This window comes from Synergistaceae bacterium (assembly GCA_017444345.1).
Classification (GTDB): domain Bacteria; phylum Synergistota; class Synergistia; order Synergistales; family Aminobacteriaceae; genus JAFUXM01.
On sequence record JAFSWW010000104.1, the window covers coordinates 20,569 to 34,131 of the forward strand.

The following is a 13,563-nucleotide window of genomic DNA, read 5'->3' on the forward strand; positions in this document are numbered from 1 at the left end:
AAATAAAAATTTTAAGCAGGAAATATAATTTTTACAGCTACATTTACAGCTACAAGAATATAATATTATTTCAGTGATTGCAAATATTCATAAGCACAAAAATTATCGCACTAAATTTATTACGTGAAAGCTCGTTAAAGAATGATATAATGTCCGACGTAAATAAAAATTTTTCAAGCAGGAAATATAAATTTTACTAATACATTTACTAATACAAAAAAGTGTTTTAATTCAAGATATAGCAATCACTCACAGATCTAAAAATTTTCGTATAATTGCAATTTTTGATTCACATAAAAATTTGCCGCAAAAAATAAAATTATTCGCTCCCTCAGGCCTTCAATGAGTCCCGCGCGTGAATATAAAATTTTTAGAACTGGGCATAAATAAACGCAGACTCGCCGACCCGTCCGAATAATATAATCATCACTGCAAATATAAACGTGAATATTCCCGAAAAATTTTTTTCTCTAGTTAATGCCAAATCATAAAGAAATAATATAAATATTTCAGCAAATAAAATCACTGCATACACTGCGCAGGTATTATCGCCCGTAAAAATTAAAATCGTGTTCGTTATCGCGCTTAGTGAAATATCAAAATTTGTTATCATGCATGAGTAATAATTTATTGCCGCGTTAAAATTTATAGCCCTGAATGGCACCCATAAAAGAATTACTATAATGAACGTAAGAAATTTATTTTTCCTGCTAATAAAATATACGCATAAACCGTGAGAAATTCCCCATAATAAAAAATTTATTCCCGAACCGTGCCAAATTCCTGAAACTAGAAAAGTTATGATTACATTTATAAATTTGCGTAAATTACTGCAGCGACTCCCGCCCAGTGGTATATAAATATAATCTCTAAGCCATGACGAGAAAGAAATATGCCAGCGAGTCCAGAATTCTTTTATTTTGCTTGAGAAATAGGGCGCGTAAAAATTTCTTGTCTCTCTAAAGCCTAAAATTTTCATTAAACCGTTAGAAATATCCGACCAGCCCGAAAAATCCGCGTAAATCTCAATCGCATATAAGAACGCAGCCAGCCAAAGACTCAAGCCCGGAACTCCTGAAATATTCCCGTGTATAGAATTAACATAACTTGTTATCATGTTCGCAACGCATAATTTCTTGAATAGCCCGGCAAGAATCAAGAAAACCCCCGACTTTGCAGATATATAATTAAATTCTAAGCGCGTCAAATCTTGTGTGAATTCATTTATCCGCATGACAGGCCCGCTCAAAATCTGCGTGAACATCGAAATATAATTTATATAGTCAATTAATGGGACTGGCTTAATTTTTCCGTTATAGATTTCCATATAAAATATAATTATCTTGAGCGTATAAAATGAGATTCCGGCGGGAATTATTAATTTTAGAGTGTGTTCGTGAAATAATCCGGAAGCAATAAAATTATATTTTGTGAATGCTAGAGTCAAGACAACAGGAATAATAGCAAGGGTCAAGAAAATTTTATTTCTATAACGAGCTAATAATAACGCCATATAATACGAAAAAATTATCTCGCATGAAAAAATTATAATTACTTCCCAGTTTGCAGCAATACTCACATAAAATAAAGCATTGCCGGCCAGCAAAATATATTTTTTTAGTGAATTACAAGTAACGTGATACAGAAATATTATTACAAGCGCAAAAATTATAAACGTGATTATATTATTATTTATCATGATTAAATATTAAATCTCATAATCTTTGAAAGCTGCCGGATCTATTGATTTGAATTCGACGACTTCACGGACATTGACGCAGAAATTATTTATTATCATGAGCCTTACTAAAATATGCCCGTCGATTAAGATTATATGTTTCTCCTTTGCGTAGTCTTGTGCAGGCTTTGAAAAACTTGCATTTGTTACGAGGAGTCCCCTCCCTGCCTTGCGTGTTACAGCGTCTCCGAATGTCTGCATATTCCAGCTTGTTATAATGCTGCCCTTTTCTAGCTTTCTTGCTTGAATATAAATCGGATTATAGCCCGGCCTGTCTTCAACTATTATGCCCTGAATCGCTGAACTTGCCGTGCGTCTCCGTGCGTTCTTGTAGACTTCATAGCCCATTCTGATTAACAGGTCAGTAATAAGCTGCTCAAATCCCGTTTGCGATAAAGTGTTGATTTTCGCCAAGATTTGATAAGATAGATTCTGATAGTCCGAGCTTTCAGAGTCAGAGCCGATATTAAAATTTAAATCCGATTGTTCATTCATGATAATAATTATAAATTTTTGTAGTGAAAACTCAAACCCGCAAAACATTCTATTGTGTCATCAGATTCGTGCGCAAATTTTTTTATGAGTTCAGCAAGAGTCTTTATATAAAGCTCCGTCAAGCCGTCATAAATTACCCCGTCGCAAAATATATTATCTGATACGAGAATTAAATTATTTGATATAGCTTTTATGCTCATTATGTCATCAAAAATTTTTGTTATTACAGAGTCAGAATTATTTGTATTATCACCGTCAAAAATTTCATTAGCTGTCAAAGCTGTTAGGGATTCTATTAAGACGCTTGAGTTATGACAGGACTCGGCGATTTCTGAGAGATTATTATATTTTTCGATCGTTATAAAATTTTGTTCTTCCCTCATTAATTTATGACGCTTTACACGTTCGAGCATTTCATTATCGTTATTATCAATTTTTGACGCAGCTATATAAATTTTTTTCGAGCCGGTTAATAATTTCTCAGCAATAAAACTCTTTCCGCTGCCTGCTGATCCTGAAATCAATATAAACATTTTGCCCCCTTTGCCCCCTTGTTTGTAATAATAATTTCTATGATATACGCCCGCTCGTAATTATTCGCAAATATTCACGAAAATTTTTATTCCCGCCTATTATTGCAAGCTGCCTAATAAATTATATGCCCGTTCGTAAAATATCGCTGTCTCACTTGTTATAATAATGCGCCCGTCCGTTGTCTTAATGTGTAAAAATTATATTGCTAGTTCGTAAAATATCGCCTTATCATGTTAAATGCTGTCTCGCTCGTAATTATTCGCAAATATTCACAAAAATTTTTATTCCCGCCTGTTGTTGCCAGCTGCCTAATAAATTATATGTCCGTTCGTAAAATATCGCTGTCTCACTTGTTATAATAATATGCCTGTCCGTAATTATTCCCGTAAATTCTCGCTTTAACACTATAAAAATTTTGTCTCACTCATTTTATCAAGTATAATAGCTTAAAATCTTTATTTAGGAGTAAAATTTGTTTGATTAGACGAGTAATAATTATAATATCTTTCTTGTTAATTATGATTTCAACTGCTCATGCAAAAATTTTGATAACTTGCAGCTCGTTCCCTGTGTTTGATTTTGCGCGGGAGATTGCCGGAGATCATGCAAATATAAAGCTGCTTTTACGTCCGGGAATGGAGCCTCACGAGTTTGAGCCTTCTACACGCGATATATTAATCTTGAATGAGTCAGATATATTTATTTACACTGGGCCGGAGCTTGAACACTGGGCCGGAAAAATTTCGCACTCACTTGAGAAGACTCACATAATAAACGCCTCGCAAAATATAGAATTAATTAATAATGACCCTCATATTTGGATGGACATGCAGAAAGCCTCGCACATGGCCGCAAATATTTTAATGGGCTTGCTTAAAGTTGACTCCGATAACGCAGAAATTTATAACGAGAATGCGCAAAAATTTTTGAGTAAATTATCAGAACTTGACTCGGAATTTATGAGCCTTCCCAGAAATAAAACTCTTGTTTTTGCCGGTGAATTTGCCTGTAAATATTTTATTGAGCGTTACAAGTTTAAATATATTTCAGCTTATGACGGTGAGAACGAGCCGGGAATTAAACGAGTTGCAGAGATTATAAAATTTATCCGCGAAAACGGGACAAAATATATTCTTGCTGACAAGTTCGGAATTTCACAAATAACGCGCTCGATTGCAAACGAGACTGACACGAAAATTTTAATATTTAACACTGCTCACACGTCTTCAGAAGATGACTCATTTCTTGAAATTATGAGCAGTAATCTTGACTCGCTTAAAACTATATTAGATGAATGAAAGATTAAATCTCGATAATATAACAATCAAATATGCTGACAAGTTAATAATAAATAATGTCTCACTGAAAGCAAATTCAGGCGAAATGATATTTATTACGGGCACTAACGGATCGGGGAAGAGTACTCTAATTCGGGGTATTGCCGGGCTTATTCCGTTAAGTTCGGGGCAAATTGAGAGATTCGGCAGAATTTCATACGTTCCGCAAATAGAAGAGGCTGACAGGGACTTCCCGGCGAAAGTCATAGAAATAATATTAACTGGTACACAGAGACCGGGACAAATTTTTTACTCAAAACATGATAAGGAACTCGCAAAAAATTTATTGAATGAGCTAAAAATTTCAGACTTGGCCGAACATGAAATAAAGACTCTTTCAGGCGGGCAGTTAAAGCGTGTATTTATAGCTCGTGCTTTATGCGGGGAGCCTGATATATTGCTGCTCGATGAACCTTGCGCGGGACTTGACAGCGAGGCACATGATATTTTATTCACGATTTTACGCAAAAAAATTTCTGAAGGCTGCTTAATCTTAATGGTAACTCATGATGATTCAGATTTGGACGGCATAAGGGACTCAAGAGTCATAAAACTTTCGCACGGGAGAATTATATAAATGAGTGAAATTCTTGATTTACTGCAATATTCATTTGTACAGAGGGCATTAATAGCTGGCTCATTAATTTCAATATGTGCGTCGATTCTTGGCGTTATTCTCGTGTTAAAGCATTATTCTTTAATAGGTCATGGCTTATCAGAAATCGGTTTTGCGTCGTTGTCAATTGCTGCGGCTTTGAAGATTTCAGCGATTTACATAACTGCACCGGCTGTGATAATTGCTGCGTTTATAATCATGTTCGTTAGTGAGAGATTCAAGACTGCGGGAGATATTGCGATTGCTGTAGCCTCGTCTGCTGCTCTTTCACTGGGAGTAATAATCTCGTCTTTATCGGGTTCAGCGTCAAACATGTCATCATATTTATTCGGGAGCGTCTTGGCCTTGAATGAGAGTGATTTAATTTTTGCGGTGATTCTGGCGGTGATATTTATTATTGTGTTCGTGATATTTTATAATCGCTTTTTCCTGATTACATATAATGAAGATTACGCGCGTTCACTGGGGATAAATATAATATTCTATCAGGCTTTAATTTCTATCTTGACGGCCCTAATAATAGTAACTGGTATGCGAATAATGGGAACTCTTTTAATATCGGGCGTGATAATACTTCCTGCAGTGAGTGCGAAAAATTTAGCGTCAGGCTTCAAAAGTTTAGTGATTTATTCTGCTATAATTTCGTTTATAGCATTTATGGCGGGATTGACTCTTTCATTTGCTGTGAACATTCCGGCGGGTGCGGGAGTAATTCTAGCTAATACAATAATATTAATTCTCGTGAAAGTGTTTATAAAATAATGACCGGTAAAGGACATAGAATATCAACTTTTTCATTTGTATTAGGAGCGACGGGCTCACCTTTAGCAGCTGCAATGAGTTTATTTGGCAGTACATTTCCTGACTCGTCCGAGTATCTTTTTTTCGGTAAAAGGCGGAATCGTTATCACAGGCGTTATACACACTGGTTTTTGCCGTGGCTGTTTCTTGCGTATACATGTTTTGAGCGTTCGGGGTGGATAGTTCCGAGAATTTCGGCACTAGTTGACGGACGGGGTGCACATTTAGACGTATGGTCATGCGCGGGATTCTGGTTTATGGGATGTCTGCTGCATATTTTAGAAGACGCATGGTGCGGGACAGTGCCATTTTTGAGGCCTTGGAAGCGTACGGTCGGGCTGCATATTTTCCATATGTCAAAGAAGATCGGCCAAATGAGTCGCGGAGAAATAAATTTTGTGTTATGCACGGTGATAATTTCGTTATTTGCTTTCGGAGTAAGATTCTTCACTGTTAAAAGTTTTATAGATTTCTGTTATAGATTCTGGCAAAGTATTTAATTAATTGTGATATAATTCAAGAAAATAAATTTTCAGCAATAGGAGTGTTGACAGTGCCAAAATTTTCTGACATAATTGGCTTCACGGCTTCACGGCTTCACGGCTTCACGGCTTCACGGCTTCACGGCTTCACGGCTTCACGGCTATTGTCATATCCTTTTAGCATATCACAAGAATAATTCACACACAAGACTAACAAGAATAAATAAAATTTTTTTGTTTTCTCGTGAAATTTGCGAGGGAGTATTTTTTTGTCCTGATTTATTGCTGAAAGATTGCGAGTTATTTTGCGAACTTGGCGGGGCTCGTAAAAATTTGCTGCTGAAAATTTGCGGGATATTCTATAAAACTTGCTGCAACTCTCTCAAAAAATTTTATTCCATCATTCACAAAAATTTTTATATCATGGAGGACTGTTTATTATGGGACTCAAGAAATTTGTCAAGAAAAATGCTCCCGACTGGCTATTACCTTTTTTGAAAGCAAGCTATATGACTGTGAAATTTCCTTATACTCTTATTCATAAACGTAATATAATAGCTCGTGCTGAAAAATTAAGGCCGTATTATCGTGATGAATTATCGCGCTTGATTTTATCTGATAGAGAAAAACTTTTATTGACTAATGACGAAAAAATTTTTATTGATCGTGCAGTAAAACAAGGCTGGAAATTTTACCCTTCATACAATCACTCACATATTTTAGTTATATACGATGACAAGAATAGCAAAAATTTTGATTATACGATGAAATTTATACAACTTTCGGGCTTATCTGATAAGTCAAGGACTCTATCTCTTGATAAATTCATGAAAGACTCTAATATTATGGAAGATGAACTAATTATAATTGTTATGAGCAAAAAGAGTCGCGCAAAATTTCTTGATTATGCATGTAAGAAGAATTTATTTTATAAGCATAATTTTTTTATTGGTAATTTATCATCAGGACGAGAAGACATACAATATTTTGATGTATTTGACCCAGTCGACAATGAAATTATAATAGATGCTGGCTGTTATGATGGTACGACAGCAAAACAATTTTTAGAGTGGGCTGGCGATAGAGTCAAAAAAATTTACTCGTTCGAATTAGACCCTATCAATGCGGCCAAGTGTGAAGAGAATCTAAAAGATTTACACGATAAAGTTACTCTCATTAAAAAAGGTACATGGGACAAAGATGAGACAATATATATAAATGCGTTAGGCGATATAGCCAGTTCTATGATAAATGAAGGAAATGATATTGCTTATCTCACGTCAATAGATTCTGTAGTGAAAGATGAGCGCGTTACATTCATAAAAATGGACGTTGAAGGCGCGGAGCTTAAATCTTTAATCGGTGCAAAGAATACTATAATCAAGAATAAGCCCAGACTCGCAATTTGCGTGTATCATAAGGCCGAAGATATTTACGAAATTCCCGAATATATATTATCGCTCGTGCCTGAATATAGATTTTATCTGCGTCATTATTCTTCAGCTGGCCCTGAAACAGTTTTATATGCAAGCTGCGATTAAATAAATAATTGAGCTCTCTTAGTGTAAAATATTTTCTCAGGAGGGCTCATAAATTGAACATAAAAATTTTATTCGATTTATTTATAACTTTTGCGAAAATCGGCGCGGTAACTTTCGGGGGCGGTTATGCGATGTTAATGATTTTATTGCGTGAGGTCGTCGAAAAAAAGCACTGGGCAGCGGAGCAGGAACTAACAGACTATTACGCAGTCGCACAATGTACTCCCGGGGTTATTGCCGTGAATGTCGCTACTTTTATAGGCAAAAAACAGGCTGGAATTATGGGCGGGATAATTGCAACAATCGGCGTAGTATTTCCGTCAATTATAATAATTTCACTCTTATCGGGAATAATTCACGCTTATTCTGAACTCGAATGGGTGAGACATGCATTTGCGGGAGTCCGTGTCTGTGTGTGTGTGTTAATATTTAATGCTGTCTTGAAAATTTTTAACTCGGCTATAATTGACAAAATCACGCTTTGTATTTATATATTAATTCTTGCCGGGACAATATTATTTAAAGTATCACCGATTATATTAGTCGTTCTTGCCGGCGCGGCTGGCTTGCTTATAAAGGGGTTGAATAAGTAAATGCTATATATAAAACTTTTCTGGGAATTCTTTAAGACTGGCCTATTTGCAGTCGGCGGAGGGATGGCAACACTTCCATTTTTATATGATATATCAGACAGGACAGGCTGGTTTACTCATGAACAGTTAGCGGACATGATAGCAATTTCTGAATCGACTCCGGGGCCGATCGGTGTAAACATGGCGACTTATGCGGGCAAATTGACTGCGGGATATTCGGGGGCAATCGTTGCGACTCTGGGATTAATTACTCCGAGCTTGATAATTATATTAATTATTGCTGCGTTCCTTCAGGCTTTCAGGACAAATAAATATGTCGATTCAGTTTTTTACGGAATGAGACCGGCCAGCACTGCAATGATTACGGCTGCATGCTTTCTCGTTGCTAAAATTGTATTTATTCAAGACGGGCGATTTCTTAATATAAACTGGGACTCGGTTGATTTGGCTGTGTTATTATTAATGTTCACTCACACTGTAAAATTCACTAAAAAATTTCACCCTGTTATTTGGATAGCTTTGTCGGCTTTAATCGGCGTTATATTCAAATATTAAATAAAGGCGGACAGGGATTTATTTATTCATTCTCTGCCCGTATTTGTTTTCTTGAATAAATTTTCCCCGTTAATCTGGCAAAGTTTTTAGTTAGTTATGATATAATGCGATAAAATAAAATTTCAGCAGAAGGAGTATTGACAGTGCCAAAATTTTCTGACATAATCGGCTTCACGGCTTCACGGCTTCACGGCTTCACGGCTTCACGGCTTCACGGCTATTGTCATATCCTTTTAGCATATCACAAGAATAATTCATATACAAGAATAACAAGAATAAATAAAAATTTTTTACTCCGTCGTGTATTTTGCGAGGGGGTATTTTTTTGTCGTGATGATTTATTGCTGAAATATTGCGAGTTGTTATATGAAACTTGCTGCTACTCACTCATTTATTCAGTAATTCACAAAAATTTTATTAATAATTTTATTTTATGGAGGACTGTTATTTATTATGGGTCTCAAGAATTTTGTCAAGAAACATTGTCCTGATTTCTTATATTCATTCGCAAAAAGTTGTTATTGGTTTTATCATAGAAAAATGATGGCTCAGGAAGTAATAACACGTGCTGAAAAATTGCGTCCGTATTATCGTGATGAGTTATCGCTATTTATCTTGTCTGAACGAGAGAAATATTTATTAACTCATGACAGAAATATTTTTCTTGATATAGCAATAAAACAAGGCTTGAAATTTCATATATCTTTCAGTAATTCTTATATCTTGATTATATATGAATGCAAAAGCCATAAATTTGATTATACAATAAAATTTTTTCAGGCTTCTGATTATGCTGATAAATACAAAACTTTAACGATTGATGAATTTATGAAGAGCCCATCGTTAAATGAAAATGAGTTAATAATTCCTGTCATGAAATACAAGAATCTAAATAAATTTTTGCGCTTTATGTATGATAAAAATTTACTGTATAAGACTAATATCTTTTCTGGAGGACTAGGATCAGGACGAGAAGACCTACAATATTTTGATGTATTTGATCCAGTTGACGATGAAATTATAATTGATGCGGGGTGCTATGACGGAGCAACAGCAAAACAATTTTTAGAATGGGGCGGCGGTAAAGTCAAAAAAATTTACTCGTTTGAATTTGACCCAGTCAACGTGGCCAAGTGTGAAGAGAACCTAAAAGATTTACGCGATAAAGTTACTCTCATTAAAAAAGGTACATGGGACAAGGACGAAATTTTGCACATAAATGCGTCAGGAGGAGTTACAACGTCTACATGTAATGAAGGAAATAGCACAGTCTATCTTACTAAAATAGATTCTGTTGTCAAAGACGACCGAGTCACACTAATAAAAATGGACGTTGAGGGAGCCGAGCTAAAATCTTTAATCGGTGCAAAGAATGCTATAATCAAGAATCACCCCAGACTCATAATTTGCTTTTACCATAAACCTGAAGACATGTATGAACTCCCTGAATATATATTATCGCTTGTGCCTGAATATAGATTTTATTTGCGTCATTATTCTTCTTCGCCGTCTGAAACAGTTTTATATGCAAGCTGCGACTAAATCAAAGCGGACAGGGTTTTGCGCTGCTCTGCCCGCTGAAAAATTTTTATTGTGCTCTGTGATAATTTATGCTTGAACCGTCGGGGAATTTCATTATTAAAATATTTCCGGCCTGTAAAATTTCGATTTCTGCAGTAAATTCTACTCCTAAACTATTGCGGCCAGTTAAAATATTTCCGTTCAACTGAAAGACTCCGGATTCAGAAGGAGTCCCGTTAATCCAGCCTCTATAATTATTATTCTCGTCATAAATCATGACCCATTTTTGATTGTCGACGACTGACTCCCATCTGCCGTAAATTGCCGGAGCTTGCCGGCTTGTCTGTATTCTCGGCTGAATCATAGGGCGGGGCTGAATTTGCTGTAACGGCTTTCTAGGCTGTCTACTGCGGGTAAAAATTACGGCGTTTTCTCCCATTCCGTTCGGTGCATTAGTAAAAGTTGCTACAAGATTCCCCGTCTCAGGGTCAATCATAGCAAAAATTACTTCCCGCTTCCCTTCAGCTGTAGTGATTTCGAGCCTGTTGTCAGCTGCTGAGAATGTCCCGTAAAAATTCCCTGACGCAAAAATTTTATCGTTGTGAATTTCAAGATTTATGCCGTCTGAACTGTCCCATGTGCCCACGTACCAATTTGCGGGGAACCAGTCATGATTCAACGGATAAATATAATGCACTTCTCCCGTTTCAGTCGAACATAAGCACCAGACGTATTTATTCCCGTCTGAGATCACAACCGCAAAATCTTCTGTTATTATTTCGCCGTTCTGCGCAAAAGTTCTCAAAATCGGGACTTCTCCGGACGTATCAAGAGTCATATAAGCGTTATTATTTCTCTCATTGTAAGAGTCAATTTTCACCGGATATGCTGCCTTCTGCATTGAGAAACGCGCAATCTCAAGAACTACATTTGTAGGAGCTAAAAATTTTTCCCGCCTCGTCCTTGCCTCAACTTCTCCGACATGAGCATAACGACCGGGCAGTAATTTCGCGCCGTGATTTATAGTGTCTTCAATATAGGGCGAAAATCGAGAGTCATTCTTTACCTGCTGCTCTAAATTAATATCAGCAAATGAACTTGACGCGCAAAATATTAATATCGCAATTATCAACGCAAATTTTTTCATGATATAAACTCACTCACTTTCTTAACATTGCACAAATGCCGGAGTATCTGCCGGGGCGTTCAAAAATTTTTTGAGTTCGTCATCAAGTTTTAGCAGCGTGATTGAGAATCCTTCCATGTCAAGAGAAGTCATATAATTACCCACTAAAGTTTTAGCGACTTTGATAGATTTCGAGTCAAGAACTTCTTTGACGTGTTTATTTGCTATGAATAATTCCATTAAAGGAGTCCCGCCCATGCCGTTAATCATTAGTGCGACCTCACAGCCGGAATTATAAATATTTTCAGCGAATATCTTATCAAGTAACTTGTCAGCTATATCGTTGACGCTTGAAATTTTTTCGCGGTGAGTCCCCGGTTCGCCGTGAATTCCGATTCCTATTTCGATTTCATTATCAGCTAAATCAAAACTAGGTTTGCCCGCTGCCGGGACTGTACAGGCATTAACGGCCATTCCCATAGATCTGACATTTGCGATAACTTTTCCGGCGACTCTTTTCACCTCGTCAAGATTGAGTCCAGATTCGGCGGCTGCTCCTGCGATTTTATGAACAAATACGGTCCCTGCTATTCCCCTGCGTCCTGTCGTCCACGTTGAATTCTCGACAGCTACATCATCAGCGACTATTACTTGATCTACTTTGATTCCCTCATCGCGTGCCATATCTGCGGCCATCTCGAAATTCATAACATCGCCGGTGTAATTCTTTATTACGAGTAAAACGCCCTCGCCGGAGTCTACAGCTTTAATCGCTTCAAAAACTTGATCCGGTGTAGGAGAAGTAAACACAGCTCCAGCAACTGCACCGTCAAGCATTCCCCGGCCCACGAATCCGCCGTGTGAAGGTTCATGACCCGATCCCCCGCCTGAGACAAGAGCAACTTTCTTATTTGCCTTATTTGCACGAACAAGAACGTCAAAGCCTTCGAGTCTCTTCACGTATTGCGGATAAGCTGCTGTCATTCCGTCAAGCATTTCATTGACAATATTGTCGACCTGATTAATTAATTTTTTCATGATTGTTGATTCCTCCTTACTTAAGAATACGAAAAATTTTATAACTTTGAGGCGTTACGTGATTCTTCTGCTGCTGTCAACACAGAATCAAGAGTCGCGCCTCCTGCTGCCTCAACTGCCGCACACACTGCACCTTCTATTAATGGAGCGTCGGCAATTTCTGCGTGTATATTTTCGCCCTCGTCCTCTAATAATTCTATAGCTGTCTCTGCACTCATTATCGCGCTGCCGATATCGGCCAAGATTGCAACCCCGTCGCCCTGATCAGCGTCTTTTATTGCGTCTGCTATTAATTGAGCGTCCGTCCCGATTGAGCCGTCTTCGAGTCCTCCCGCTGCTATAATTCCGGGATTCCCTCCGGCCATTTCGTTAGCAAGATCGCATACACCTTCGGCAATTTTCCAGCTGTGAGAGACAATTACAATTCCTACCATGATAAATTATTCTCCTTGTTTTGAGCGAGTCTCTAATTGCTTCAAGAGTAATTGCGGCACTAGTTGCGCCCGGGTCTTGATGGCCTATACTTCTTTCACCGAGATAACTTGCGCGCCCCTTTGTAGCAATAATAGTTTTCGTGAATTCTACTCCGTCATTAGCAGATTTGCAGGCTGAGTCAAGAGCTGTGATAAAATTTTCGCCCGAGTCTATTTTTTCGCAGTAAGTCTCATAAGCAGGTATTAAAGCGTCTAACATAGTTTTTTCGCCCCTGACAGCCTTCCCCCGTTTTTGAATTCCCGCGATTGCTGCCGAGAATGCTAATTTGAAATCTTCAGGCGTGAGTTCGTGTTTACCCGCTAAAATTTTGCCCGCTTCCATGTAAGCAGTCCCGTATAAAGGCCCTGACGCTCCGCCTACTTTGGATAAAAGAGTCATTCCTGTTGTCTTGAGTGCTGCTCCTATGTCGTTATTTTCAGGAGTGGGAGAAAATTTTCCTTTGACGGCCTCAAACCCGCGAGCCATGTTTATGCCGTGATCTGAGTCTCCTATTTCGCGGTCTAGTTCAGTGAGAAAATCTTTATTAGCTATGATTCGATTCCCTATTTCAGCAAGACAATCATAAATATTAATATTCATGGAAATAGCCCTCCCGTTTTATATAAATTCATAAATTCTGCGTGCGATTTAATGAGAATATTACACTAAAATTTTTGTGATTCAAGTTTTTAAAAATTTGCGCGGCGTGGAA

Annotated in this window: 15 protein-coding genes; 8 read left to right on the forward strand and 7 right to left on the reverse strand. The window is 37.4% G+C overall.

Annotation, left to right across the window (positions count from 1 at the left end; genetic code table 11):
* Positions 1 to 370 precede the first annotated feature (370 nt).
* The 3 genes from IJS99_08420 to IJS99_08430 are packed head-to-tail and all read right to left on the reverse strand — an operon-like array spanning position 371 to position 2,757.
* Entirely contained in the window at positions 371 to 1,699 is a 1,329-nt protein-coding gene (locus tag IJS99_08420) for an MBOAT family protein (protein ID MBQ7561838.1), read from the reverse strand.
* A gap of 9 nt (positions 1,700 to 1,708) precedes the next feature.
* A complete protein-coding gene (locus tag IJS99_08425; protein ID MBQ7561839.1) occupies positions 1,709 to 2,233 on the reverse strand; it encodes a restriction endonuclease in 525 nt (174 codons plus the stop codon).
* An 8-nt stretch (positions 2,234 to 2,241) separates the two neighbouring features.
* Positions 2,242 to 2,757 carry a bifunctional adenosylcobinamide kinase/adenosylcobinamide-phosphate guanylyltransferase gene (locus IJS99_08430; protein MBQ7561840.1) on the reverse strand — a complete coding sequence of 172 codons (516 nt, stop codon included), beginning with the start codon at positions 2,755 to 2,757 and terminating at the stop codon, positions 2,242 to 2,244.
* A gap of 486 nt (positions 2,758 to 3,243) precedes the next feature.
* Between IJS99_08430 and IJS99_08435 the strand changes: the two genes are divergently transcribed.
* The 8 genes from IJS99_08435 to IJS99_08470 all read left to right on the forward strand — a co-directional run bounded on the left by IJS99_08435 (position 3,244) and on the right by IJS99_08470 (position 10,234).
* The gene (locus IJS99_08435) at positions 3,244 to 4,065 is read left to right on the forward strand and encodes a zinc ABC transporter substrate-binding protein (GenBank protein ID MBQ7561841.1); all 822 of its coding nucleotides are present in this window, start codon (positions 3,244 to 3,246) and stop codon (positions 4,063 to 4,065) included.
* Positions 4,058 to 4,681, forward strand: coding sequence for an ATP-binding cassette domain-containing protein (locus IJS99_08440; protein MBQ7561842.1), 624 nt, complete (start codon positions 4,058 to 4,060; stop codon positions 4,679 to 4,681). Before IJS99_08435 ends, IJS99_08440 begins: the two co-directional genes overlap by 8 nt.
* Positions 4,682 to 5,482, forward strand: coding sequence for a metal ABC transporter permease (locus tag IJS99_08445; protein ID MBQ7561843.1), 801 nt, complete (start codon positions 4,682 to 4,684; stop codon positions 5,480 to 5,482).
* Positions 5,482 to 6,021 carry a metal-dependent hydrolase gene (locus IJS99_08450; GenBank protein ID MBQ7561844.1) on the forward strand — a complete coding sequence of 180 codons (540 nt, stop codon included), beginning with the start codon at positions 5,482 to 5,484 and terminating at the stop codon, positions 6,019 to 6,021. Before IJS99_08445 ends, IJS99_08450 begins: the two co-directional genes overlap by 1 nt.
* A gap of 350 nt (positions 6,022 to 6,371) precedes the next feature.
* Positions 6,372 to 7,544: an FkbM family methyltransferase gene (locus IJS99_08455; protein ID MBQ7561845.1), complete on the forward strand. Its 1,173-nt coding sequence runs from the start codon at positions 6,372 to 6,374 to the stop codon at positions 7,542 to 7,544.
* Between the two features lie 53 nt (positions 7,545 to 7,597).
* On the forward strand, positions 7,598 to 8,137 hold the full coding sequence (locus tag IJS99_08460; protein ID MBQ7561846.1) for a chromate transporter: 540 nt from the start codon (positions 7,598 to 7,600) through the stop codon (positions 8,135 to 8,137).
* Positions 8,138 to 8,692 (forward strand): chromate transporter, encoded by a 555-nt coding sequence (locus tag IJS99_08465; GenBank protein MBQ7561847.1) that lies wholly within the window; start codon positions 8,138 to 8,140, stop codon positions 8,690 to 8,692.
* 453 nt (positions 8,693 to 9,145) lie between these two features.
* Entirely contained in the window at positions 9,146 to 10,234 is a 1,089-nt protein-coding gene (locus IJS99_08470) for an FkbM family methyltransferase (protein ID MBQ7561848.1), read from the forward strand.
* Between the two features lie 46 nt (positions 10,235 to 10,280).
* Here the strand turns inward: IJS99_08470 and IJS99_08475 are convergent, their stop codons facing one another.
* Genes IJS99_08475 through dhaL form a run of 4 tightly spaced genes read right to left on the reverse strand, consistent with a single transcriptional unit; the run spans position 10,281 to position 13,451 of the window.
* Positions 10,281 to 11,360, reverse strand: coding sequence for a hypothetical protein (locus tag IJS99_08475; protein ID MBQ7561849.1), 1,080 nt, complete (start codon positions 11,358 to 11,360; stop codon positions 10,281 to 10,283).
* Positions 11,361 to 11,381: 21 nt separating this feature from the next.
* Complete coding sequence (dhaK, locus tag IJS99_08480) at positions 11,382 to 12,377, reverse strand: dihydroxyacetone kinase subunit DhaK (GenBank protein ID MBQ7561850.1); 996 nt, start codon at positions 12,375 to 12,377, stop codon at positions 11,382 to 11,384.
* 38 nt (positions 12,378 to 12,415) lie between these two features.
* Entirely contained in the window at positions 12,416 to 12,811 is a 396-nt protein-coding gene (locus IJS99_08485) for a PTS-dependent dihydroxyacetone kinase phosphotransferase subunit DhaM (protein MBQ7561851.1), read from the reverse strand.
* On the reverse strand, positions 12,747 to 13,451 hold the full coding sequence (gene dhaL / locus IJS99_08490) for a dihydroxyacetone kinase subunit L (protein ID MBQ7561852.1): 705 nt from the start codon (positions 13,449 to 13,451) through the stop codon (positions 12,747 to 12,749). The genes IJS99_08485 and dhaL overlap by 65 nt, the downstream gene beginning before the upstream one ends.
* Positions 13,452 to 13,563 lie beyond the last annotated feature (112 nt).